The following is a 24,082-nucleotide window of genomic DNA, read 5'->3' on the forward strand; positions in this document are numbered from 1 at the left end:
CGCCTGGACCAGGAGGTCAGGGGGAAAAACGGCCCGGCGTGACGGTCACGCTGCGCCGGGCCGAGCGCAGGGTCTCGGTGAAGGAGATCCGGTCCGGATCCAGGCCGCCGGAGGCGGCGGTGCGAAACATCAGCTCACGCAGGGCCCGGTGGACCAGCAGGTGGGCCCAGATCTGCTGCAGCACCCCGTCCGGGGTCTTGCTGCTCAGCACGGTGTGCGCGCCGCGCTGGCGGGTCTTGAGCTCGGCCAGGACCGACTCGACTTCCCAGCGCTCTTGGTAGAGCGCGGCCAGTTGACGCGCCGGGAAGCGGCGGGCATCGAGCAGGCTGGTCACCAGCCGGTAGTCGCCGGCCGCCGGGCCGGCGTGGTCGAGCCGGTAGGCCAGGACCCTCACGGTGACCGGATCCCGCTTCGCGGAGTCGGTGCTGGCGTGGATGCGGGAGATCCAGGAGCCGTCCCGCAGCACCCGCTCGACTGGCAGGACGCGATTGGCGGGCACCCGCCACAACAGATCGGCGCCGCTGTCGGTGAAGGCCCGCCACAACGAAACGCCGAGGAACTCGCGGTCGGCCAGCACCAGCTGGCCCGGCCCGCAGGAGCGGGGCAGGCGCCGGACCAGGGTGACCTCACCGGTGCGGCAGCCGGCCAGCTCCGCGTCCAGCACCAGATGCGTGCCAGTCTCCACCAGGCAGGCCATCCGCACCTGCGGGAAAGAACTCTTCTCCGGGCCGCGGGCGTTGCCCGGGCGGCCGAAGGCGGCCTCATTGGCCACCGTGTCGGCGACGTCCCAGCAGGTGCCGTCCACCGCCAGCAGCCGCAGGCCCCGCCAGAACACCCCCGGCGTGCTCTCGGTGCCCAGCGGTTTCGCCGTCGCGGTGAACAGCACCCGCAGCGGCTCACTCCCCAGCCGCTGCCGGGCCCGAAACAGCGAGGACTTCGCCGGAATGCGCCAGTCACCCAGCAGTCCCAGACCCCGCAGGCCCTCGACCAGGTGCCGCATAACCTCCAGATAGGGAGCGGGCGAGAACAGTGCCAGGCCGAGCACGAAGTACACCACCAGCCGGGCCGGCAGCAGCCGTCTGCGTTGCTCCACCCGCCCGCAGGCAGCCACCACACGATCCACCAGACCCGGCGGATACACCCAGGTCAACAGCCCCAGACCCGATAAATCAGACACACTCACAGACACTGGCACCACCCCCGGGAGCAGTACGCAGCAGCCTACGCCGAACAGTTAAAACAACGGCATTGCCCCTACGCCCTGTTCGGCCACAGCATGGGAGCCCTCCTCGCGTACGAGATCGCCTGCCTGGCCGTCGAACGGGGCCTTCCCCGGCCCGTGTGGGTCGGCATCTCGGCGCGGCCCGCACCCTGCGCGGCCGAGCACCTGACCCGCTACGGCGCGTTGTCCGACTCCGCGCTGCGGGACCGTCTGCGGCGGCTCGGCGGCACGCCCGGCGAGGTCTTCGAGGACCCGGACCTGTGGGCCGTGTTCGCCCCGATCATCCGGGCCGACCTGCGCGTGGTGGAGGGCTGGCGGCCCCGCCCCGGCGCGGGCCCGCTGCCGGTGCCCCTGTCCGCCTTCGCGGGCACCGCGGACGACGCGGCCTCGGCGGCGCGCATGGCCGGCTGGGCGGATCTGACCGAGCACTTCCTGGGCCTACGGGTACTGGACGGCGGCCACTTCTACTTCGCCCCGGACCCGGCCCCGCTGCTGCGCCGGATCCGACAGGACGCGACCACGGCGCTCAAGGCGACAACGGCACCCACCCTCCTCTGAGTCCCGTCCGGCGCCCAACTCCGGCCTGTCGCACCGCACATGGAGCTCTGCGCGCCGGGCAGGGGACGGCTCAGGCCGGAATGCGACCGACCGCTTCCGGCCGTCCGTGCGCCGCCCCACGGCATCCGGGACCGGCCCGAGCAGGGTGCCGGGCACGCACCCAACTGCCGTACGCAGGGGACCTGTTCGCCCCATCGCCCCTGGTCACCCGGGAGCCGGTCCGCGGAAAACCCGTACAAGCTACCGGCCCAGGACACCGCTGACTTACGGTGCCGCCGTCAGAGCGCACAAGTAAGGCATCGGCCAATCACGGCCGAGGACAGGGGAGCTGGCGATGACGACACGACGGATGAGACCGAGGGCCGGCCTGGTGGGCCTGGCGGCCTGCGCGGTCATGGCCACCGCCTTCACGGGCCCCGCGCGGGCCACGACGGCCCCGCACGCCGCGACGCAGGCCGCGATCGACGCGGCCGTCGCCGCCGGGGTCCCCGGCGTCACCGCCGAGGCGCGCGACGCGTCCGGGGTCTGGAAGTCGGCCACCGGCGTGGGCAACCTCCGGACGGGCGCGGCGCGCGGCCAGCGCGACCGGTTCCGCACCGGCGCCATCACCGCCACCTTCGTGGCTACGGTGCTCCTGCAGATGGAGGCGGAGAACAAACTCAGCCTCGACGACAGCGTGGACCGCTGGCTGCCCGGCCTGGTCACCGGCAACGGCAACGACGGCCGCGCGATCACGGTGCGCCAGCTCCTCAACCACACCAGCGGCCTGTTCGACTACTTCTCCGACGCCTCGTACGTCCAGACGTACGTGCTCGGCGACGGCTACCTCCAGCACCGCTACGACACCCTGCCGCACGACCAGCGCGTCAAGGTGGCCCTCTCCCACCCGCCGGCCTACGCGCCCGGCGCCCGGCACTGGTTCTCCAACACCAACGACCTCCTCGCCGCGATGGTCGTCGAGAAGGTCGCCGGCAAGAGGTACGAGGACGAGGTCCGCCGCCGGATCATCGCCCCGCTGAACCTGACGGCGACGTCGAACCCGGGCACGGGCACCAAGCTGCCCCAGCCGAGCAGCCGCGGTTACTCCCGGCTCTTCGCCGACCAGCCGGACCGCGTGGAGGACGTCACCGAGGTGAACGGTTCGCAGGCCTGGGGCAACGGCGACATCATCTCCAGCGCCGCGGACCTGAACCGGTTCTACGCGGCCCTGATGGGCGGAAAGCTGCTGCCCGCGCAGCAGGTGAAGGAGATGAAGGCGACCGTCGTCAACCCCGACGTCCCGGTCTCGTCGTACGGGCTCGGCATCGAGCGGCTGACGCTGGGCTGCGGCGACGTCTGGTACCACGACGGCGGCGCGGTGGGCTGGATCTCGGTGTCCGCCTTCTCCGAGGACGGCAGCCATGTCCTCACGTTCAACTTCAACAGCGACTGGGGCGGCGCGTCGCTCCTGACCGTTCTGGACGCGGAGTTCTGCGGCACACCCACCGGCTGACACCGCGAGCGTCGTGGAGCGGGCCGGTCGCCGGCCCGCTCCTCGGTCCCCGCAGCGCATTGTTCGTCACAACTAATTTGTCATGAACACGCCAGTACCCATTGATGACCGGCCCGCGCCCGCGTTAGAACGACATGTCTGTCAACGGGGAGGACTCATGACCGTGCGAGCAGCCGTGGCGGGAGCCAGTGGATACGCGGGAGGTGAGCTCCTGCGCCTGCTCCTGACCCATCCCGGGGTGGAGATCGGCGTGCTGACGGGGCACTCCAGCGCGGGACAGCGCCTCGGCGCCCTGCAACCGCACCTGTCACCGCTGGCCGACCGCGAGGTCCTGGCCACCTCGGCCGAGGCCCTGCGGGGCCACGACGTCATCTTCCTCGCCCTGCCGCACGGGCAGTCCGCCGCGCTCGCGGCCCAGCTGGGCGAGGAGTCGCTCGTCCTCGACTGCGGCGCCGACTTCCGCCTCGCGGACCCGGCCGCGTGGGAGACGTTCTACGGCACCCCGCACGCGGGCACCTGGCCGTACGGCCTGCCCGAACTGCCGGGCGGACGCGCCAAGTTGGCGGGAGCCAGGCGCATCGCGGTGCCGGGCTGCTACCCGACCGCCGCCCTCCTCGCCCTCTTCCCCGCCTACGCGGCCGGGCTCGCCGAACCGCAGGCGGTCGTCGTCGCGGCCTCCGGAACCTCGGGGGCGGGCAAAACCGCCCGGACGGACCTGATCGGCAGCGAGGTGATGGGCTCGATGCGGCCCTACGGCGTGGGCGGCACGCACCGGCACACACCGGAGATGAGCCAGCACCTGGGCGCCGCGGCGGGCGAGCCGGTCACCGTCTCCTTCACACCCACCCTGGCCCCGATGCCCCGCGGCATCCTCGCCACCTGCTCCGCCGCCGCCCGCCCCGGCGTCGGCGCCGACGACGTGCGGGCCGCGTACGAGAAGGCGCTGGCCGACGAGGACTTCGTCCGGCTGCTGCCCGAGGGGCAGTGGCCCGCGACCGGCGCCGTGATCGGTTCCAACGCCGCGCACGTCCAGGTGGCCCTGGACCCCGTGGCGGGCCGGATCGTCGCGGTCGCCGCCCTCGACAACCTGGTCAAGGGCACGGCGGGCGGGGCCGTGCAGAGCATGAACATCGCCCTCGGCCTGCCGGAAGCGCTGGGCCTTTCCACGATCGGAGTCGCACCGTGAGCGTCACCGCAGCACGAGGCTTCACCGCGGCGGGAGTGGCCGCCGGCATCAAGGAGAACGGAGCACAGGACCTGGCCCTCGTGGTCAACGAGGGGCCGCGGCGCGACGCGGCGGGCGTCTTCACCTCCAACCGTGTGCAGGCCGCCCCCGTCCACTGGACCCGCGAGGCCGTCGCCGACGGCGCGCTGCGCGCGGTCGTCCTCAACTCCGGCGGCGCCAACGCCTGCACGGGACCGCAGGGCGCGCGGGACACCCGGGCCACCGCCGAGCGGGTCGCGGACCGGCTCGGCCTCGCCCCGGCGGACGTCGCCGTCTGCTCCACCGGGCTCATCGGCGTCACCCTGCCCATGGACCGGCTCCTGGCGGGCGTCGACGAGACCGTTCTGCGGCGGTCGAGGAGCGGCGGCGAGGACGCGGCCGTCGCCGTCATGACCACCGACACCGTGCACAAGACGGCCGCGGTGAGCCGCGACGGGTGGACGGTCGGCGGCATGGCCAAGGGCGCCGGAATGCTCGCGCCCGGACTCGCGACCATGCTCGTCGTGCTCACCACGGACGCGGTCGTCGACGGGGCGGACCTGGACCGGGCGCTGCGCGCCGCCACCCGGGTCACCTTCGACCGGGTCGACTCCGACGGCTGCATGTCCACCAACGACACCGTCCTGCTGCTCGCCTCCGGCGCGAGCGGGACCGCCCCGGAGCACGGCGTGTTCGCCGAGGCGGTCCGCGAGGTCTGCGCCGGCCTGGCCCGGCAGCTCATCACGGACGCGGAGGGCGCGAGCAAGGAGATCCGCGTCGAGGTGGCGGGCGCCGCGAGCGAGGACGACGCCGTCGAGGTGGGCCGCTCCATCGCCCGCAACAACCTGCTCAAGTGCGCCCTGCACGGCGAGGACCCCAACTGGGGCCGCGTCCTGTCCGCCATCGGCACCACGAGCGCCGTCTTCGACCCGGACCGGATCGCCGTCGCCATCAACGACGTATGGGTCTGCAAGGACGGATCGGTCGGCGACGACCGCGCGCTGGCCGACCTGTCCGCCCGTGAGGTCCACCTCCGCGTCGAACTCGGCGCGGGCACGGACTCCGCCGTCATCTGGACCAACGACCTCACCGCCGCCTACGTCCACGAGAACAGCGAGTACGCGTCATGAGCGGTGGCAACGAGGCGCTGGCGCTGCGCTGGCAGGACGTCATGATGGACAACTTCGGCACGCCCGCGCTGGCGCTCGCGCGCGGCCGGGGCACGCGGGTCTGGGACGCGGAGGGCGCCGAGTACCTGGACTTCACCGGCGGGATCGCGGTCAACGCGCTGGGGCACGCGCATCCCGCCGTGGTGCGGGCCGTGTCCGAACAGGTGGCCGCCCTCGGACACGTGTCGAACCTGTTCATCGCCGAGCCGGTCGTGCGGCTCGCGGAACGGCTGCTCGGACTCGCGGGGCGCGGCGGCGGGCGGGTCTACTTCTCCAACTCCGGCGCGGAGGCGAACGAAGCGGCCTTCAAGATCGGCCGGCTCACCGGCCGCGCCCACATGGTGGCCGCCGCCGGTGGCTTCCACGGCCGCACCATGGGGGCGCTCGCCCTCACCGGACAGCCCGCGAAACAGCGTCCGTTCGCTCCGCTGCCGGGCGACGTGGACCACGTACCGTACGGCGACACCGAGGCGCTGCGGCGCGCCGTCACCCCGCGCACCGCGCTCGTGGTCCTGGAGCCGGTGCAGGGCGAGAACGGGGTGATCGTCCCGCCGCCCGGTTATCTGCGGGCCGCCCGCGAGATCGCCTCGGCGGCGGGTGCCCTGCTCGTCCTGGACGAGATCCAGACCGGCATCGGGCGCACGGGGCACTGGTTCGCCGCGCAGGCCGACGGGGTCGAGGCGGATGTCGTCACGCTCGCCAAGGGGCTCGGCGGCGGCCTGCCGATCGGCGCCACGCTCGCTTTCGGCGCCGCCGCCGACCTGCTCACGCCCGGCACGCACGGGTCGACCTTCAGCGGCAACCCGGTGGTGTGCGCGGCGGCCCTCGCCGTCCTGGACACCATCGAGCGCGAGGGCCTCCTCGCCCAGGTGGCCCGCATGGGGCAACGCCTGCGACGCGGCCTGGAGGCGCTGGACCACCCCCTGGCCGGCGAGGTCCGCGGCACGGGCCTGCTCCTCGCCCTGGTCCTGCGCGACGCCCTGGCACCCGAGGTCCGCCAGGCACTTCAGAACAGAGGCGTCCTGGTGAACGCGGTATCCCCCACGGTCCTCCGCTTCGCCCCACCCCTGACGGTCACGCCCCAAGAGGTGGACACCTGCCTGACGACCTTGCGAGCAGCATTGCCGGACACGCCCGTCAAAAGGGCCGCCTGACGAGTCCCTCAGGGGCGCGGGGAACTGCGCGCCCAGCCACGACGGCGGCGCACCCGCAGCACACACCAGCCAAGCAGCCCACCAAGCCCCCCGACCGAATCAACTCCCCAGGGGCGCGGGGAACTGCGCGCCCAGCCACGACGGTGGCGCACCCGAAGTACACACATGGGCGGCCTCGGCGCCAGAGGCCCGGCCGCCCCGCGCATACACCCGGGCCCACGGGCAACGCGTCAAACCCTGCGGGCCTCCAGCTCGTTGGCCAGCCGGAGCCAGTGATCGGCGCAGCGGCGGGCCGCCTGGGCGAGCAGATCCGCCCGGTGACCGGGCACGCTGCGGGCGAGGCGGAGCCATTTGGCCTCGTCGCCGATCGAGTGCGCGCTCAGCATCCGCAGCAGGGTGCGTCCGGCCTCGGTGCGCAGCGACGGGTCCTTGCAGACGCTCGGCAGGAGCAGGCTGATGGCGGCCGCGGAGACCCGGGCCGTGGCGCGGGGCGCGCCGGACGGCACCGGCGCGTCGGGCGCCGGCGCACCGGTACGGCCCGGCGTCCGGCCCGCGGGCAGCGGCCCCTCGCCCTGCCGCATCCGGTCCCGTACGTCCTTGGCGGTGGCCGTCGCTATCCCGGCGACCGCGGCGATCTCCCGCAGCGTCGCCGTGGGGTTCGCGGCGATCACCTGGCTCGCCCGGAGCCGCCCCTCGGTCGCGCGCAGCGGGCGCACCCGCCCGTCCCGGCCGATGCGCGCGTTCAACTGTTCGTCCTGAACGGTCGAACGGCGCCGGATGGCGGCGACGGTACCGGCGGAGAGACCGGCGTCGGCGGCGATCCGCCGGTCCGACCAGGAGGGCCGGGCGCGCAGCAGCCGCTCGGCGGCGGCGGCCCGGTCCGCCTGGGTCAGCGGCAGCCCGTGCGCGATGTTCAGTCGGGTCGCGAGGGCGAAGGCGTCGGTGTCGTCGCCGTCGTCGCTGTCGAAGAACTCCGCCTCGATGGTGGCGTCGCCGCGCAGCCGCGCCGCCTTGACCCGGTGCATGCCGTCGATGACGCGCAGCGTCGCGCGGTGCACCAGGATCGGCGGCAACGGCGCGTCCAGCTCGGCCAGTTGCCGCACCCGCGCGTCGTCCTCACCGTCGAGCCTCGGCGAGTCGGCGTCCCGCAGCGTGTGCAGCGCCAGAACGGCCCGCCGCCGGCCGGAGCCGTCCGGAGCCCGAGTGATGTGCGCCGTGACCGTCCGAACCCCCGTCAAGAGACCCTCCTCCGTCGTGGCGCCGGCGGATGCCGGCCCCCGCAGGCCGTCCAGGCGAGAAAAACATACCGGGCCACTGGTTTGCAAAAGATGCCGAGGCCCTCTCCAGCGCGGCTCGGGCGCCCGTGGAGCGGAAGCCGAGCGGCTGGGCTCGGGCGCCCGTGGAGCGGGAGCCGAGCGGCTACGGCAGCCGGCTCATCAGGCCTGCGGTCTCCCGCTTGTACGTGCAGCCGCTCTGGCCGAACGACTCGCGCACCCGCTCGCGCACCTCGCCGGGCTGCTCCTGGCTGAGTTTGAACATGCCCTCGGCGCCGGTCACCGTGAACCGGAACGCGCCCACGGCGGGCACGATCTTGCGGAAGTAGTCCAGCGAGCCGGTCATGTCCCAGCCCGCGCCGAAGTCCCCCTCGAAGGCGCGCACGGTGGACCGCACGACGTCCAGCGTCTCCTCGATCGTGGAGATCTTCTCCACCACGCCGCGTACGTGGACCGAGGTGAAGTTCCAGGTCGGCGCGGCCGGACTCTTCTCGTAGACGGTGGGCGACACGTAGGAGTGGGGGCCCGTGAACGTCAGCAGCAGGACGCCGCCCGTCCGCAGCGCGGCCCAGTGCGGGTTCGCCCGGTTCATGTGCCCGAGCAGGGTGATGCCCGGCAGGTCGCCGGTGACGTCCGAGGACGTCTCCGGGTCGAAGATGACCGGCAGGTGCGTGGCGAACGGGCCGTCCTCCGCGGCGCCGTTGGACACGGCGAGCGCCAGCGGATTCCCGCGTATCAGGTCCACCATCCACGAACTGTCCGGTTCGCGATAAAAGCTGGGAACGAACATCCGGATGCATCCTTTCGGCCGTGCGCTCACGGCACGGCTCTGCCACGGGAAATGACGGATCGCATTCTGTGCGGGCGCCTGTTCCACAGGCCGTGCCACGCGGGGGCCGGAAGGCCCGGGCCGACCATATCGCCGTCGCGCCCGGAAAGCGGTTATTCACCAGGGACTCCAGCGCCGCTCGACCAGCCCTGGATCAACTCTCCGGAATGTGTTGCCACGATCCTGGCAAGGTTTTGCCAAGCCAGTAATTCCACCAACACACATGGGGGAAAATTCCATGGACACACCGGGCAGCCTCAGCCAGGAGATCTACGACGTGGTCGGCATCGGGTTCGGCCCGTCCAACCTGTCGCTCGCGGTCGCCCTGGAGGAGCAGGGGGCGAGCTCCGCGCAGCATCCGGTCACCTCCCACTTCTTCGAGCGGCAGCCCAGGTTCGGCTGGCACCGGAACATGGTGCTGCCGTCGACGACCATGCAGATCTCGTTCCTCAAGGACCTCGCGACCTTCAGGAACCCGCAGTCCCGCTTCAGCTTCATCTCGTTCCTGCACGCCTCGAACAGGCTCGTGCAGTTCGTGAACAACCAGGACTTCTTCCCGACCCGGCAGGAGTTCCACCAGTATCTGGAGTGGGCCGCGGCCGGGCTCGACGACCGTGTCACCTACGGCGCCACGGTCACCGCGGTCCGTCCGGTCACGGAGCCCGGTGCCACCTCGGCCGGCCTCCTGGAGGTCGAGGCGCGCGGCGCCGACGGCACGGTCAGCGTCGTCACCGCCCGCAACGTGGCCATCTCCACCGGCCTCGTCCCGCGCCTGCCCGAGGGCGTCACCTCCGACGCCCACGTCTGGCACAGCTCGGAGTTCCTGAGCAGGTTCAACGCCCGCGACCCGAAGGAACTGCGCAGCGTGGCGGTGGTCGGCGCGGGCCAGAGCGCCGCCGAGATCACCCGCTTCCTGCACGACACGCTGCCGCACGCCCAGGTGAGCGCGATCGTCCCGTCGTACGGCTACACCGTCGCCGACGACACCCCCTTCGCCAACCAGGTGTTCGACCCCGCCGCGGTCGACGACTACTACTACGGCACCCAGACCGCCCAGGACGCCTTCTGGCGCTACCACCGCAACACCAACTACTCGGTGGTCGACTCCGACGTCATCCGCGCCCTCTACCAGCGCTCGTACGACGAGCAGGTCAGCGGCGTCCGTCGGCTGGAGTTCCGCAACCTCACCCGGGTCGCCGAGGTCCGGCGGGCCGGCGACGACACACGGGTGCTGCTGCGCTCGCTCCTGGACGACAGCACCGAGGAACTGGCCGTCGACGCCCTGGTCTTCGCCACCGGGTACGACGGCCTCGACCCCGCCCGCCTGCTGGGCGACTTCGACCGGTACTTCCTGCGCGACGCGGCGGGCCGGCACCGGGTGGAGCGCGACTACCGCCTCGTCAGCACGCCGGAGCTGAGCAGCGGCGTCTACCTCCAGGGCGGCACCGAGCACAGCCACGGCCTGTCCTCGTCCCTGCTGTCGAACATCGCCGTCCGCAGCGGGGAGATAGCCGACTCGATCGTGCTCCGTCGCACCGAGCGCGAACTCGACCGTCCGCTGGCCGGGGACATCACGCAGGACATCACTCAGGACATCACGCCCTCGGTCGTGTGAAAGCGCACGGCTCACCATCCGCTCCCACGCAGCTCGAACTCCGCTCGAACTCCGCTCAAGCCATTCCCTGTTCCTTTCCGAGCGCGTGCCGAGCGAAGGGCGAATTCCGTTCCTGTCGCCGTCCATCGCCGTCTCTCCCCTCCCTTCCCGTCCTTTCACGTACCGCCGGAATTCCCTTCCGCTCGCCCGCGGAAAAGCGCGATGATGCGGCACAGCCGAAGCCCCACACGTCAAAGTCGAACGTTTCGTTCTGAGCGAGGTCCTGATGTCCCTCAGCACACACCCGGCCCTGTTCAAAGCACAGTCCGTCGGCGACGCTTTACCGTGGCTGGCTCAGCACCAGGGGCGCACCGTCGTCGTCAAGCTCGGCGGGCACGCCATGGTCGACGAGGACCTCACGGCCGCCTTCGCCCGCGACATCGCCTTCCTTCGCTACGCCGGGCTGCGCCCCGTGGTGGTGCACGGAGGAGGACCGCAGATCGACGCCGAACTCGCGCGGCGGGGACTCAAGCGCGAGTTCAAGGGCGGCCTGCGGGTCACCACCGAGGCCGCGATGGACGTGGTGCGGATGGTCCTGGCCGGTCAGGTGCAGCGCGAACTGGTGGGCCTGATCAACCGTTCGGGCCCGCTCGCCGTCGGCATGACCGGCGAGGACGCCGACACCGTGCTCGCCGTGCGGCACCGGCCGTGGATCGACGGGGAGCCGGTGGACGTGGGCCGGGTCGGTGACATCACGTCCGTCAACACCGGCGCCCTGGACAGCCTCCTCGCGGACGGGCGGATCCCGGTGGTCTCCCCGCTGGCCCGCAGCGTCGAGGACGGCCGGGTCTACAACGTCAACGCCGACACCGTCGCGGCCGCCCTCGCGACCGCGCTCCGTGCCGAGCGGCTCGTCATGCTGACCGACGTCGCCGGCCTGTACGCGGGCTGGCCCCACAGCGAGGAGGTCATCGCGCGGCTGACCGCAAAGGAGCTGGAGAAGCTGCTGCCCGAGCTGCACGACGGCATGGTCCCCAAGATGACCGGCTGCCTGAACGCCGTGCGCGGCGGGGTGGGCGCGGCCCGGGTGATCGACGGGCGGGTCCCGCACTCCGTACTCCTGGAGATGTTCACGGACGACGGGGTCGGCACCGTGATCCTGCCGGACCCGGACGAGACCCCCGCGGCCGCGGCCGACGAACGCTGGCTGCAGCCTCAGGTCGCCGGCGCGGCATAGGACCTGACGAGGCCGGGCGGTGGCGGTGTGCCGGGTCAGCGCACCGCCGCCGCGGAGCCGGTGAGCGCCTCCGCCCGGAGCACGTCCCGCTGGATGCGGGCGGCCACCTCCGCGAGGCGGTCCTGGAAGTAGAAGTGGCCGCCGTCGAAGAGGTGCCGGCCGAGGAAGTGCTCGCAGACGTCCGCCCAGCCGTCGAGGCGGTGCGGCGGCGCCACCTTGTCGCGGGTGCCGCCGAAGACCGACAGCGGCACCGGCAGCGGCGCGGCGAGCGGCGGGGTGCGCCAGGTCTCACTGATGCGCAGGTCCGCGCGGATGGTCGGGGCGAACAGGTCCCACAGCTCCTGGTGGTCGAGGACCACGGAAGGGGTGCCGCCCATCGCCGCCAGCTCCGCGCGCAGCTCGTCGTCGGAGAGCAGGTGCCTGCGGTGGGCGTCGCCGTCCGGGTGCAGGGTGCCGCGCGCGGACACCCCGAGCCAGACCGGCGGGGTCCGGCCCGCGTCGAGGAGGCGGCGCGTCAGCTCGTAGGCGACCATCCCGCCCATGCTGTGCCCGAAGAACGCGAAACGGCCGGTCAGTTCACCGTCCAGCTCGCGCAGGTGGTGGTCGAGCAGGGCGTCGGTGCTCGACAGCGCGGGGCTCCCGTCGCGCGGCCCGCGGCCCGGCGCGTCGGGGCAGCGCACCTCCCAGCCGGCCGGGAAGTGAGCGGGCCAGTCCCGGTACGCCAGATGCGATCCACCGGAGTGGTGGAACACGAACAGACGCAGCTCCGGCTCTTCCGCCCTGTGCATGGCGACTCCCTGGCTGAGGCACTTCGGTGATGTCCCACGGCCTCGGCCGCGACGTTCGGACGATAGCCGGGCGTACGGGTGCCGGGCGCCCGGCACCAGCGAACCTCGACCGGTTCTCGTCGCGTTCTCTCCGCGGCCTCATCGCTCCTCGTCGCGGTGCGCGGGGCCGGGCGCGCTCAAGGAGGACTGGACGGGGGCGCGATGCCGGTCCCGGATGCTGTGCGGACCCAGTCCGGTCGCCCGGAGCGCTCCGGACGGACTCCTTCTGGCAGTTCCGGTGACGGACGAGAGCGAGGGCCGGACCATGACCGTCGAGTTGGCGAGCGCCGCCCGACGCACGCTCGGCGGCGGGGAGTTCGCCGCCCTGTACGCGCAGGCGCAGGACTTCTACTCGGAGCAGATGCGGATCCTGGACGCGCACGACACCGGGGCCTGGGCCGAGATCTTCACGGACGACGCGCTCCTGGAGCTGCCGTTCCTGCCCGGACCGATGCCGGTCCGCACCGGACTCGCCCTCTGGACGCGCGAGCAGGCGGCGGCGCGACGGTCGGCCGGCGACCGGCTCGCCCATTGGATCGGCATGCTGGACGTGCGCCCCCAGGCCGACGCGACGTTGCGGACGCGCTGTTCGGCACTGGCGTACGCGGTGCCGCCCGGCGCGGACTCCAGAGTCCTGCACGTGTGCGTGCTCGAGGACCTCCTCAGGCGCGAAGGCGACACGTGGCGCATCGCACACCGCCGGGTGACCCGCGACGACCTGGCCTGAGAGCCGGGCCGAGAGACCGAGGAGAACTGTCATGGCACACCCCGCGCCCTCGCCCTCCCCCTCGCCGTCATCCGCGCCGTCATCCGCGCCGTCGCCCGCGCCTTCGTGCGGTGAGGCGCCTCTCCCCCTCGGCGCGCTGGTCGCCGCCGCTCTGGAGACACATCGCGCGCTGTCGCGCGGCTTCGGTACGCACGTGCCGCTCACCGCCCTCGAACCGGCCTGCGGCAGCCGGCAGTTCGCCGCGTTCGTGACGGTGTACGCCGCGCAGCCCAGACAGCCCGCAGCGGAAACCGACCGGTCGCGCTGCATTGCGGTCGCGCCTGGTCCCGAGGTCACCCGCGAGTCGGGACCCCGCTCGTCAGCCGGGGCAGCAGCAGCTCCCAGAAACGGTCGATCTTCCGGCGCGTGAGCCAGGCCGGGTCCCGGCAGCCGAGAACCTCGAAGCCCACGGTCACCGCGGTGACGATCGGCGCGATCTGCGCGCAGGACATGCCCTCGGGGAGGCGCCCCTCACGCTCGGCGCGCTGCAGCGTGCGCTCGATCCACCGCTGCCACCGCTGTCGCAGATCCACCTCGCCCCGGGCGCGCGCCGGATCACCGGAGAGCCCGAAGCCGGCGCGCATGACGACATTGTCCGCGATCCCGCCCAGCAGGCCGTGCACCCCCTCGACCAGGGCTCTCAACGGGTCGGCGATCTCGTCGGCCCTGCGGGTCGCCCGGTCCATCGCCGCGGCCGCCTCGTCGAGGACGGCGTCCGCCAGCGCCCGCTTGCTGGGGAAGTGGAAGTGCAGGGCGCCGGTGCTCACCCCGGCGGACCGGCTGATCGTGGTGAGCGAGGCGAGCGCGAACCCGTCCCGCGCGAAGACCTCGGCCGCGGCGCGGACCAGCAATTGCCGCGTCCGGACCGCCCGCTCCTGCTTGACCATCATGCTCCTCCTGGCTGCGGGGCGGTCCCGGCAGGTCGCCTGCCCGGCACCGCCGCGCTCCGCCGCTCGCTGCGCTCTCTCCGAGGCGGGTCGCCGCTTCTCACGTCGCGGCAGGTCGGCGTACGGACCCACGCCTGGAACAATAACAAACCGCGCGTACGGTTTCTAGGCGCCCCGGGCCGTTACGCACCTCCGACCAGCGTCAGGGCGGGACGGACGGGCTGGACGGGCTCGACGGGCTCGACGGGCCGGACGGGCGGGAAGGTCCCGACGGGTTGGACGGGCCGGACGGGCGGGAAGGTCCCGACGGGCGGGAAGGTCCCGACGGGTTGGACGGGACGGACGGGCGCCGCGTCGTGGTGCGTACGGGTGCGCGGGTGCGGCACCTCCTGCGCCAGGATCTCGTGCAGCGCCGCGCCGAAGCGCTCGATGTCCTTCGGTGAGCTGTCCCGGTGGACGGAGGCGCGCACGGCGGTGCTGAACCCGGGGCCGGGCCGGAACAGGGGGGACTCCCCGGCGACCGTCTTGCGCACGTCGACCCCGCGGGCCGCGAGGCGGCGCCGGATGTGCGCCGCGGGCATCCGCTCGTGCCGGAAGGCGAGGATGCCGGACTGCAGGCGCCCCGGGACGATCAGTTCGGTGCCCGGTGCCTCCTCCACGGCGGTGCGCAGCGCGGCCGCCAGCGCCTCGTCCGGCGCCTCGTCCCGGTGTGCGGCGAGGGCCGCGCTCAGCGCGACGACGGCCGCTCCGTGCGGGGGCACCAGCGGCACGATGCCGGGCGGTACGAGCGCCTCGCGCAGTCTGCGGGAGACGTGGGCGAACCCGATGAACCGCGGCCCCCGCAGGAACCGCCAGCCGTCGCCGGTCAGCAGATCGCATCCGGTGCGCCCCACGTCGACCGGCAACTGCCCCACGGCGTAGGAGGCGTCGACGGCGTACAGGCAGCGGTGGGGCGCGAGGATGCGGCCGATCGCCTCGACGGGGTTGACGATGCCGCATCCCGCAGGCACCTGCGTCACCGAGACGAACGCGACGTCGTCGTCGATGTGCGCGGCCATCCACTCCAGGTCGAGGTCGCCGTCGGGGCGCAGCGGAACGACGTCGAGACCGCACCGGGTGCGGTCGCGTGCCGCGTGCAGGGCGGTCAGGTTGGCGACACCCTCGTAGGGGGTCGTCCAGATCCGGTCGTGCGGGCCGAGCGGCAGGCGCGACACCACGGTGGCGAAGGCGTCGGCCGAGCCGGTGAACAGCACGGTGTCGTCGGCCGGTGCCCGCAGGAGGGCGGTCAGGCGCGCGCGGAGCTCGTCGTGCACGACGTCGTCCAGGTACTCCTCCAACTCGTAGGGACCGTAGCGGTCTTCGTGACGTGTCCACTCGATGAGGGCAGCGCGAGCGGCGGTGGGCATGAGGCCCTGTCCGGCCGCGTCCAGGTGGACCCTGGGATCGCCGTGGGCCGTCGCAGTCATGTCCGGGGCCTCCCCCCGTTCCATGAGGCAATTGTTTGCCAGTGAGTTGGCACTACGTTGCCAACTCCCTTTGACTGTTGGCAACATGCTCTCCGGTGACGCTCTAGTGGAACGGTCGAAACGGACAATCCGGCTCGACGTCGCCGGCTCCCCGGTTCGGGCCGGATCCGTTCTCCAGTGGTTGCCCAGCTTTGCCAAGGCGTTTCCGGAGCCGCCGCCGAGTTGTCGCTGTGCTGGCCAGGCGGCCCTCACCAGCGCTTTTGGCCCTGTCTCACCTGTACGTGAAGCATCCCTGGTGCCCAACTCCGGTCATATTTGACCGATTTGCGAGTGATTCCCGAGAACTCCTTGCCAATCTTCTTGGCAGAAGGTTGCCAAACGGGAACCGCAGAGTTGTCACCGAGGAGTCAGCCATGAACCGCATCGCCCGGATCGCCGTCACCGCCGCCGCCGTCGCCGCGACCGCCTTCACCGGCGTCGGAATCAGCGCCACGACAGCGTCGGCGCTCAGCGCCCCCACGACGCTCACGTCGATCCCGGGCGACGACTGGCCGGTGGCCCCGGCGTCGGTCCCGGGGGATGACTGGCCCGTCGCCCCCGCGTCGGTCCCGGGGGATGACTGGCCCGTCGCCCCCGCCTCGGTCCCGGGGGATGACTGGCCCGTCGCCCCGGCCTCGATCCCGGGTGACGACTGGCCGGTGGCCCCCGCCGTTGCCCCCGGCGACGACTGGCCGATCGCTCCCGCCTCGGTCCCGGGGGATGACTGGCCCGTCGCCCCGGCCTCGATCCCGGGCGACGACTGGCCGGTGGCCCCCGCCGTTGCCCCCGGCGACGACTGGCCCATCGCCCCCGCCTCGGTCCCCGGCGACGACTGGCCGATCGCCCCCGCCACCGCCACTGTCTGATCCACCCGCCCGTTCACGACGGGCGCGCGCCATCGAGAACCCCCGCCGGCCGTAGGCCGCCGCGGGGGTTTCGGCTGTTCGCCGGGCGACGACCGCCCCGCAGCGCGGACCGCGCCGCCGAACGCCCCTGTTGAGCGGCAGTCCCCCGTCACCTCGGAACGGCGACCGACCGGTTGCCCCGGCCGCTGGGACGCTGCGTCTCTGGGAGCGCTGGCCCGCTGGGCGTTGGGCGCTGGGGCGTCGGGCTGCTGGACCGCTGCGCCGCCGGGCCGCTGAGGCGCTGGGGCGCTGGGGCGTCGGGCCACTGCCCCGCCGGGTCGCTGGGCCGCTGGGGCACTGGGATGCTAAACCGCCGGGCCGCTGCGCCGCCGGGCCGCCAGGCCGCTGAGGCGCCGGGGCGCCGGGGCGTCGGGCCGCCGGGCCGCTGCCCCGCCGGGCCGCTGCCCCGCCGGGCCGCTGAGGCGCTGGGGCGTCGGGCCGCTGCCCCGCCGGGTCGCTGGGGCACTGGGGCGCTGAACCGCCGGGCCGCCGGGCCGTCGGGTCGTCGGGTCGTCGGGCCGCCGGGCAGTCGCCCGACTTGCCCCCGTCGGCCCCGCCAGGTCGCCCCCGCCCGGCGACAACCCCGTCAGGGCGCCCCGCCCGGCGACAACCCCGTCAGAACGCCCCGCCCGGCGACAACCCCGCCGGCACATCGCCGCCCGGAGCCGCTACGGCGCTCAGCCCCGCCCACCCGGACACCGGCCTCGGCAGCTGGCCCCCGGCATCCGGCCCCGGCCCCCGGCAGCTGGCCCCCGACATCCGGCATCCGGCCCCCGGGCCCCCGGGCCCCCGGCCCCCGGCCCCCGGCCCCTGGCCCCCGGCCCCCGGCCCCTGGCAAGCGCCTAGCCCGTCACCCGTGCCCGCGCCCGGCGACCCCGCCACCCACCTCGCCCCCCCCCCCGGGCAAGCCCCCCGCGCCCGGCCAACCCCCCGCCGCCCCCATGACCAGCCACTCCACCATCGCTCAAGCACTCCGAGACCCGGCCTCCAAGCTGTGTTGCCACCATTCTGGCAAGAAATTGCCAAGCCCAGAGCGCCCGTCGTTAGGAGCCAAGTGATGTCGGTCCTGTCGGTCTCCGACCTCGTCGAGCAGCACGTCCACCTGCGGCCCGACGCGACCGCGGTCACCTACCCGGGTGTCGCCGGCGACGCGTCCCTCACGTACGCCGAACTGAGCCTGGCCGCCAACCGCCTGGCCGCGCACCTGCGGGCCAGGGGCGTGGGCCGCGGGGACCGGGTGGTCACCTCGATCGCCCCGGGCCCCGCCATGGTGACCGCGTTCCTCGCCGTCGTACGGACCGGCGCGGCCTACGTCCCGGTCGACCCGGCCAACCCCGCGGAGCGCCGCCGCCTGATCGTGCGGGACAGCACCGCGCGGGCCGTGCTGACGCAGGGCGCGGCCCCCGAGGAGTACCGGGGCCTGGACACGGTGGTCGTCGACCTCGACGCCGAGGCCGACGCGATCGCCGCCCGCCCCGCCGACCTGCCGGAGCGGGTCGCGGGCCCGGACGACGCCGCCTACGTCTGCTACACCTCGGGAACGACCGGCACCCCCAAGGGCGTCGTCGTCCCGCACCGCGCCGTCGTCGACTTCGTCCGGAGCTACGACTACCTGCGGCTGGACCCGACGGACGTCGTCGCCCAGGCCGCCAACCCCGCCTTCGACGCCGTGACGTTCGAGATCTGGACGACGCTCGCCGCCGGTGCCCGTCTGGTGGGTCTCGCCAAGGAGTCCGTCGTCGACCCGGGCCGCTTCCAGGAGGCGGTCACCGCCCACGGCATCACCACGATCTTCCTGACCACGGCCCTGTTCAACCTCATCGCCCGGGAGCGCCCGGCGGCCTTCGCCCCGCTGCGCACCGTCCTCTTCGGCGGCGAGGCCTGCGACCCGCGCCGGGTGCGCGCGGTGTTCGCGGCGGGCGCGCCCGAGCGGCTGCTGCACGTGTACGGGCCCACCGAGACGACCACGTTCGCCACCTGGCACGAGGTCGAGGAGCCCGCCGAGGACGCGCGGACCATCCCGATCGGCCGGGCCCTCGGCGCCACCGTCGCCGTCGTCGTCTCCCCCGACGGGACCCAGGCCGCGCCCGGTGCCACCGGTGAGCTGCTGCTCGGCGGCCCCGGCCTGGCCACCGGCTACCTCGACCGCCCCGAGCTGACCGCGCAGCGCTTCGTCGAGGACACCTTCACCGGCAGCGGCGCCACGCTCTACCGCACCGGCGACGTGGTGCTGCTGCGCACGGACGGCGCCCTGGAGTTCGTGGGCCGCGTCGACAACCAGATCAAGCTGCGCGGCTTCCGGATCGAACTCGGCGAGATCGAGGCCCAGTTGACCGCCCACCCGGGGGTCTCCGCGGCGGCCGTGTCGCTGCACGAGACGCCGGACGGCGACAAGCGCCTGGTCGCCCATGTGGTGCCCGCCGCACCGGCCGCTGCCGCCGCCGAGCCCGAGGCCCAGGTCACCGAGTGGAAGGAGATCTACGAGACGCTGTACGACGACGCCGGATCCGCCGAGCTCGGCACCGACTTCGCCGGCTGGAACAGCAGCTACGACGCGCGCCCGATCCCCCTGGAGCAGATGCGGGAGTGGCAGGGCGCCACCCTGGAGCGCATCAGGGAGCTGCCCCGCCGCCGCGTCCTGGAGATCGGTGTCGGCACCGGCCTGCTCATGGGCCACCTGGCCAGGGACCCGGAGTGCGAGGAGTACTGGGGCACCGACTTCTCCGAGCGGGTCATCTCGGCGCTCACCGCCCAGACGCAGGCCGACCCCGAGCTGGCCGCGAAAGTCCGGCTCAACCGCCGCGGCGCCGAGGACACCAGCGGCCTGCCCACCGGCCACTTCGACACGGTCGTCATCAACTCGGTGATCCAGTACTTCCCCGGCCTGGACTACCTGCGGACCGTGATCGAGGGCGTCCTGCCGCTGCTCGCACCGGGCGGCGCGCTGCTCCTCGGCGATCTGCGCAACCTCGACCTCGCCCGCACCTTCCAGACCGGTGTGGAGCTGGCCTCCCCCGGCGGCGCCGACAAGACCCGGGACGCCCTGCTTCGCTCCGTCGACGAGCGGGTGGAGCTGGAGACCGAACTCCTCCTCGCCCCGGCCCTGTTCGACGCGCTGGCCCGCGAACTGCCGGCGGTGCGCGCCGTCGACGTACGCGTCAAGCGGGGCGTGCACCACAACGAACTGTCCCGCTACCGCTACGAGGCCGTGCTCTCGACCGCCGCGCCGGTCGCCGACCTCGCGACGGCGCCCGTCCTGCGCTGGGGCCGGGACATCGCCTCGGCGGCGCAGGTCACCGACCGCCTGGAGGCCGGGCGGCCCGCGACGCTGCGCCTCGCCGCCGTGCCCAACCTCCGGGTGCACGAGGAGGCGACGGCGCTCGCGGAGCTGGCGGCGGCGGCGGACCTGCCCGCCGTCGCGCCGGATCCCGAGGAGCTGTGCGCGGCCGGTGAACGCCTGGGCTACCTGGCGCTGCCGACCTGGTCGGGGGAGGACGCCACGCTGCTCGACATCGTCTTCGTCGACCCGGACCGGGTGCCGGCCGGCGCGCTGACCGGTGTGCACACGCCTCCGGTGGTCGCCGCCCAGGACTGCGCGAACACGCCGAACGCCTTCGACCGCACCGTCGGCCTCGACGTCGCCCTCAACGCCCACCTCCAGGAGCGGCTGCCGGACTACATGATCCCGTCGGCCCTGCTGCTCCTCGACGCGCTGCCGCTGAACGCCAACGGCAAGGTCGACCGCAAGGCGCTGCCCGCACCGTCGTTCACCACCGAGCGGACCGGCTCCCTGCCGGGCACCCCGCTCCAGGAGATCGTGCGCGACCTGTTCGCCGAGGTGCTCGGTGTGGAGCGCGGCCAGGTCCACGCCGACTCCGACTTCTTCCGGATCGGCGGGCACTCGCTCGCCGCGGCCCGCCTGCTCTCCAAGGCCCGTACGGTGCTGGGCGCCGACCCGGGCAGCAGGGCGGTGTACGAGGCGCCGACCCCGGCCGCGTTCGCCGCGCTGCTCGGCGACGTCCCCGCCGCGTTCACCGGCCCCGGCGGCGCGGAGGGCGCCGTCACCCTGGCGCTGCGGCTGCACGGGGCGCTGAACGAGCGGGCCCTGGACGCGGCCCTCGCCGACCTGGGCAACCGGCACGAGGCGCTGCGCCACTCGCGGATCGGCGCGGCCGGGACCCGTCTGCACGCCCTGTCCGCCGACGAGCACCTGCTCGAACTGTCCCTGCCCGCCGACGCGGTCGACCTGTGGTCGCACCTGCCCCTCGCGGCCGAACTCGCCCGCGCCTACGGTGCCCGCGCCACCGGCGACACCCCGCACCGCTCCCCCGCCGCCCGCGCGTCGGCGCCCCGCGCGCACCACGGCGACCTCGCGCCCACCGCCCTGCCGGACGCTCCCACGGCCGCGTCGGCGGACCCCGGGCACGCGACGCTGGAGACCGAACTCGACGCGGACCTGCACACCCGGCTCACGGCGTTCGCCGCCGAGCACGGAGCCACCGCGTTCATGGTGGCGCACGCGGCGCTCGTCGCCCTGCTGACCCAGCTCGGCGCGGGCCCGCGCGGCGGGATCACCGTCGCCGCCCCGGTCCCGGCCCGCGACAGCGAGGCCCTGCGCGACGCGGTCGGCCCCTACGGACGCACTCTCGCCCTCACCGTCGACGCGCGGGCGGACACGAGCTTCGCCGAACTGCTGCGCCTGGTGCGCGAGACGGACCTCGCCGCCTACCGCGACGCCGCGAGCCCGCTCGCCCTGCCGGGCGGTGTCGCCCTCGCGGTCCTCCAGGAGACGGATGCGCGCTTCGAGGCGGCCGGCCTCGCCGTGCGCCCCGAGCCGCGGCGCCCGGTGCTGCCCGGCGCCGACCTGGGTCTGACCCTGACCGAGCGGCAGACCGCGGCGGGCGGCAGCGCCGGGATCCGCCTCACCACCGCCTACCTGGCCGCGTCGGTCGACGAGGCCACCGCCGCCGCCCTCACCGACCGCTTCGTCGCCGTCCTCGCGGCCGCGCTCGCCGACCCGGCGCTCGCCCTCGGCAAGCTGCGTCCGGCGCCCGGCCACTCCGACGCGGACGGGGCCTGGGCGGGCGCGGGCACCGCACTGCCCCCGGGCGACGCCGCCGCGCTGATCGCCGCCCAGGTGGCCCACGCCCCCGGGGCGCAGGTCATGGCCGGGCTCACGTACGGCGAACTGGGCGCCCGCGCCGACCTGTTGGCGCACGCGCTGCTCGAACACCGGGCGGGCCCCGGCACCTCGGTCCTCACCGCCCTGTCCTCCCCGGCCGCCTTCGCGGTGGCCGCCCTCGCCGTCGCCAGGACGGGAGCGGCGCTGCTGCCGGTGCACCCCTCGCACCCGGTCCCCGAACTCCCCGCCGGGCTGCGGCCCGTGGTGCTGCTCCTCGACGGGCCCGCCGACCTGCTGCTCGCGGAGGTGCCGGGCGCGGCGCGCCTGGTGCGCGACGAGGCCGCCGAGCCGACGGCGGCCGGGAACTGGCCGTTCACCGACGCCGACCGGCTGCGCCCCGCGACCTCCGACGACCCGCTGCTGCTGGTGCCCACCGACGACGGCACGGTCGTGGTCGGCTCCGCCGCCGTCGCCGCCGCGACCCTCGCCCGCCCGGCGGAGGCCGCCTGGCTGGTGCACGGCTACCCGGACGGGGACGCCGCGCTCGGTCTGCTCGGCGCCCTCGCCTCGGGCGCCCGGGTGCACCTGCCGGAGGCTTCGCTGACCCGGTCGTCCGTGCCGCACGAGGTGCTCGGCTGGCTGCGCGCGACGGGCGCCCGCACCGTCCTCGGCGGCGCCGACGAGACGCTGTGCGCGCTCCTCGCCCTGGCCCGCGCCGAAGGCACCGAACTCGCCGTCAGCGGCGGCTGGGTGGAAGGCCGCCTGGTCGTCGAGCAGACCGGGCACGGACCCGCCCGGCCCGCCCCCGGCTACCGCGCCCACATCCTGGACGCCGCGCTGCGCCCGGTCGGCCCCGGCGAGACGGGCGCCCTCTACATCGCGGGCGCGGGCGTGGCCCAGGGGTACGCCGGGACGCCCACGACGACCGGGGAGCGGTTCCTGCCCGACCCGTTCGCGGCGCCCGGCACGACGGCCCGCATGTGGCGCACCGGCCAGGCCGCCCGCATCGAGGCCGACGGCAGCCTGAGCGTCCTGGACGGGCCCGCCGAGGACGACCCGTACACCGACGAGTTCGCCACCTTCGTCGTCCTCTGCGACCCCCGGGGCCACCACGCCCTGTGGCCGGCCGCGGTCGCCGCCCCCGAGGGCTGGCACGAGACCCACGCCGAGGACCTCTACGAACTCTGCCTCGACCACCTCGGCAGCCGGCCGGGTGAGCCCCGGTGACCGCCGCCCCCGCCCCCGCGTCCGCCACCCCCATCGATCTGCTTCCGGAGAACGCCATGACGATCACTGCCCCGGCCCCCGCCCCGATCGCCGACGACACCATCGCCGCGACGCACCACCACGCGCTGGACCTGACGCCGCGCGAGGCCCGCGCCGCGCACGCCCTGGCGGCGGCCTGCCTGCGGACGTACAAGGCGGCCGACGACCCGCGCTTCCTCGACGAGGCACCGGTCCTCGCCCACGAACTGCCGCTCGCGGTACGCCGCCACCTGAACAGCGCGCGGCGCGACGAGGCCACGCACGCCACCCTCATCCGCGGCAACCTCGTCGACCAGGAGGCGCTCGGCGCGACCCCGCGCCACTGGAGCGAGGCGGACACGGAGGCGAGCCAGGTCTACGGCTGCCTGCTGGTGCTGTACGCGGCGCTCCTCGGCGACGTCACCGGCTGGGCCACCCAGCAGGCGGGCCGCCTCGTCACCGACATCCTGCCGAGCAAGGGGTACGAGAACAGCCTGATCTCCGCGTCCAGCGCCCTGGAACTGGCCTGGCACACCGAGGATGCCTTCTCCCCCTACCGCGCCGACTGGGTGGGCCTGCTCGCGCTGCGCAACACGGCCGGGATCGCCACGACCCTCGCCCACGTCGACCCGTGGCGGCTGCCCGAGCGCGTCCGCCGGGTCCTCTCCGAGCCCCGCTTCATCGCCCTGCCCGACTCCGCGCACGAGTTCGCCGACGGCGCCTTCGTGCCCGTCCCGGTGCCGATCCTCGAAGGCCACGCCGACCTGCCGGTGCTCCGCATCGACCGGGACTTCTTCCGCGCCCAGGACGGCGACGCCGAGGCCGCGGAGGCGCTGGCCCACGTCGTCGCCCACCTCGACGGGAACCTCACCGACGTCGTCGTGGACACCGGCACCGTCTGCTTCGTCGACAACCGCAACGTGGTGCATGGCCGGCGCGCCTTCCGCGCCGGGTTCGACGGCGGGGACCGCTGGCTCAAGCGGGTCAACCTGGTGCGCGATCTGCGCCGCACCCGCCCCGGGCGCCTGGACGGCGCCACCCGCGTCATCGGCTGACCGCCCCGCTCCCGCCCTCGCCCCCGCCCGCACCGGA

Annotated in this window: 17 protein-coding genes; 11 read left to right on the top strand and 6 right to left on the bottom strand. The window is 74.1% G+C overall.

Annotated elements, in window-relative coordinates:
* Positions 1-16: 16 nt before the first annotated feature.
* Positions 17-1,198 (bottom strand): IS4 family transposase, encoded by a 1,182-nt coding sequence (locus N5I75_RS39450; protein ID WP_476685276.1) that lies wholly within the window; start codon positions 1,196-1,198, stop codon positions 17-19.
* Between N5I75_RS39450 and N5I75_RS39455 the strand changes: the two genes are divergently transcribed.
* From N5I75_RS39455 to N5I75_RS39475, 5 genes are all read left to right on the top strand, one after another.
* Positions 1,169-1,780 (top strand): thioesterase II family protein, encoded by a 612-nt coding sequence (locus N5I75_RS39455; protein WP_476685517.1) that lies wholly within the window; start codon positions 1,169-1,171, stop codon positions 1,778-1,780. The genes N5I75_RS39450 and N5I75_RS39455 overlap by 30 nt on opposite strands.
* A gap of 334 nt (positions 1,781-2,114) precedes the next feature.
* Positions 2,115-3,272 (top strand): serine hydrolase domain-containing protein, encoded by a 1,158-nt coding sequence (locus tag N5I75_RS39460; protein ID WP_476685277.1) that lies wholly within the window; start codon positions 2,115-2,117, stop codon positions 3,270-3,272.
* Between the two features lie 157 nt (positions 3,273-3,429).
* Positions 3,430-4,458 (top strand): N-acetyl-gamma-glutamyl-phosphate reductase, encoded by a 1,029-nt coding sequence (argC, locus tag N5I75_RS39465; RefSeq protein ID WP_476685279.1) that lies wholly within the window; start codon positions 3,430-3,432, stop codon positions 4,456-4,458.
* A complete protein-coding gene (gene argJ / locus N5I75_RS39470) occupies positions 4,455-5,606 on the top strand; it encodes a bifunctional glutamate N-acetyltransferase/amino-acid acetyltransferase ArgJ (protein ID WP_476685280.1) in 1,152 nt (383 codons plus the stop codon). The genes argC and argJ overlap by 4 nt, the downstream gene beginning before the upstream one ends.
* Positions 5,603-6,799 (top strand): acetylornithine transaminase, encoded by a 1,197-nt coding sequence (locus tag N5I75_RS39475; protein ID WP_476685281.1) that lies wholly within the window; start codon positions 5,603-5,605, stop codon positions 6,797-6,799. The genes argJ and N5I75_RS39475 overlap by 4 nt, the downstream gene beginning before the upstream one ends.
* 230 nt (positions 6,800-7,029) lie before the next feature.
* Here the strand turns inward: N5I75_RS39475 and N5I75_RS39480 are convergent, their stop codons facing one another.
* Entirely contained in the window at positions 7,030-8,037 is a 1,008-nt protein-coding gene (locus N5I75_RS39480) for a ParB N-terminal domain-containing protein (RefSeq protein WP_476685282.1), read from the bottom strand.
* Between the two features lie 181 nt (positions 8,038-8,218).
* The gene (locus N5I75_RS39485; protein ID WP_476685283.1) at positions 8,219-8,863 is read right to left on the bottom strand and encodes an FMN-binding negative transcriptional regulator; all 645 of its coding nucleotides are present in this window, start codon (positions 8,861-8,863) and stop codon (positions 8,219-8,221) included.
* Positions 8,864-9,140: 277 nt separating this feature from the next.
* Between N5I75_RS39485 and N5I75_RS39490 the strand changes: the two genes are divergently transcribed.
* A complete protein-coding gene (locus tag N5I75_RS39490) occupies positions 9,141-10,517 on the top strand; it encodes a lysine N(6)-hydroxylase/L-ornithine N(5)-oxygenase family protein (RefSeq protein WP_476685284.1) in 1,377 nt (458 codons plus the stop codon).
* Between the two features lie 265 nt (positions 10,518-10,782).
* Positions 10,783-11,733: an acetylglutamate kinase gene (gene argB, locus N5I75_RS39495; RefSeq protein ID WP_476685285.1), complete on the top strand. Its 951-nt coding sequence runs from the start codon at positions 10,783-10,785 to the stop codon at positions 11,731-11,733.
* Positions 11,734-11,768: 35 nt separating this feature from the next.
* Here argB and N5I75_RS39500 read toward each other — a convergent pair whose 3' ends face one another.
* Positions 11,769-12,521, bottom strand: coding sequence for a thioesterase II family protein (locus tag N5I75_RS39500; protein ID WP_476685286.1), 753 nt, complete (start codon positions 12,519-12,521; stop codon positions 11,769-11,771).
* A 277-nt stretch (positions 12,522-12,798) separates the two neighbouring features.
* Here N5I75_RS39500 and N5I75_RS39505 point away from each other — a divergent pair, with 277 nt between their 5' ends.
* Positions 12,799-13,287: a nuclear transport factor 2 family protein gene (locus N5I75_RS39505; protein WP_476685287.1), complete on the top strand. Its 489-nt coding sequence runs from the start codon at positions 12,799-12,801 to the stop codon at positions 13,285-13,287.
* Between the two features lie 332 nt (positions 13,288-13,619).
* On the opposite strand, the gene N5I75_RS39510 is transcribed toward N5I75_RS39505, so the two are convergent.
* Both N5I75_RS39510 and N5I75_RS39515 read right to left on the bottom strand, forming a co-directional pair.
* Entirely contained in the window at positions 13,620-14,216 is a 597-nt protein-coding gene (locus N5I75_RS39510; RefSeq protein WP_476685288.1) for a ScbR family autoregulator-binding transcription factor, read from the bottom strand.
* 179 nt (positions 14,217-14,395) lie between these two features.
* Positions 14,396-15,679, bottom strand: a complete 1,284-nt coding sequence (locus N5I75_RS39515) for an aminotransferase class V-fold PLP-dependent enzyme (protein ID WP_476685289.1) — start codon at positions 15,677-15,679, stop codon at positions 14,396-14,398.
* A gap of 413 nt (positions 15,680-16,092) precedes the next feature.
* Between N5I75_RS39515 and N5I75_RS39520 the strand changes: the two genes are divergently transcribed.
* The 3 genes from N5I75_RS39520 (at position 16,093) to N5I75_RS39530 (ending at position 24,045) form a co-directional block, all read left to right on the top strand.
* Positions 16,093-16,584, top strand: coding sequence for a hypothetical protein (locus N5I75_RS39520; protein WP_476685290.1), 492 nt, complete (start codon positions 16,093-16,095; stop codon positions 16,582-16,584).
* Positions 16,585-17,680: 1,096 nt separating this feature from the next.
* Entirely contained in the window at positions 17,681-22,972 is a 5,292-nt protein-coding gene (locus N5I75_RS39525) for an amino acid adenylation domain-containing protein (protein ID WP_476685292.1), read from the top strand.
* Positions 22,969-24,045, top strand: coding sequence for a TauD/TfdA family dioxygenase (locus N5I75_RS39530; RefSeq protein ID WP_476685294.1), 1,077 nt, complete (start codon positions 22,969-22,971; stop codon positions 24,043-24,045). Before N5I75_RS39525 ends, N5I75_RS39530 begins: the two co-directional genes overlap by 4 nt.
* Positions 24,046-24,082 lie beyond the last annotated feature (37 nt).

The organism is Streptomyces sp. R818 (assembly GCF_056172735.1).

Coding starts and splice junctions, on each gene's coding strand:
- N5I75_RS39460 (WP_476685277.1), top strand. CDS start 2,115: ATGACGACACGACGGATGAGACCGAGGGCCGGCCTGGTGGGCCTGGCG.
- argC (WP_476685279.1), top strand. CDS start 3,430: ATGACCGTGCGAGCAGCCGTGGCGGGAGCCAGTGGATACGCGGGAGGT.
- N5I75_RS39475 (WP_476685281.1), top strand. CDS start 5,603: ATGAGCGGTGGCAACGAGGCGCTGGCGCTGCGCTGGCAGGACGTCATG.
- N5I75_RS39485 (WP_476685283.1), bottom strand. CDS start 8,863: ATGTTCGTTCCCAGCTTTTATCGCGAACCGGACAGTTCGTGGATGGTG.
- N5I75_RS39490 (WP_476685284.1), top strand. CDS start 9,141: ATGGACACACCGGGCAGCCTCAGCCAGGAGATCTACGACGTGGTCGGC.
- argB (WP_476685285.1), top strand. CDS start 10,783: ATGTCCCTCAGCACACACCCGGCCCTGTTCAAAGCACAGTCCGTCGGC.
- N5I75_RS39500 (WP_476685286.1), bottom strand. CDS start 12,521: ATGCACAGGGCGGAAGAGCCGGAGCTGCGTCTGTTCGTGTTCCACCAC.
- N5I75_RS39510 (WP_476685288.1), bottom strand. CDS start 14,216: ATGATGGTCAAGCAGGAGCGGGCGGTCCGGACGCGGCAATTGCTGGTC.
- N5I75_RS39515 (WP_476685289.1), bottom strand. CDS start 15,679: ATGACTGCGACGGCCCACGGCGATCCCAGGGTCCACCTGGACGCGGCC.
- N5I75_RS39520 (WP_476685290.1), top strand. CDS start 16,093: ATGAACCGCATCGCCCGGATCGCCGTCACCGCCGCCGCCGTCGCCGCG.
- N5I75_RS39525 (WP_476685292.1), top strand. CDS start 17,681: ATGTCGGTCCTGTCGGTCTCCGACCTCGTCGAGCAGCACGTCCACCTG.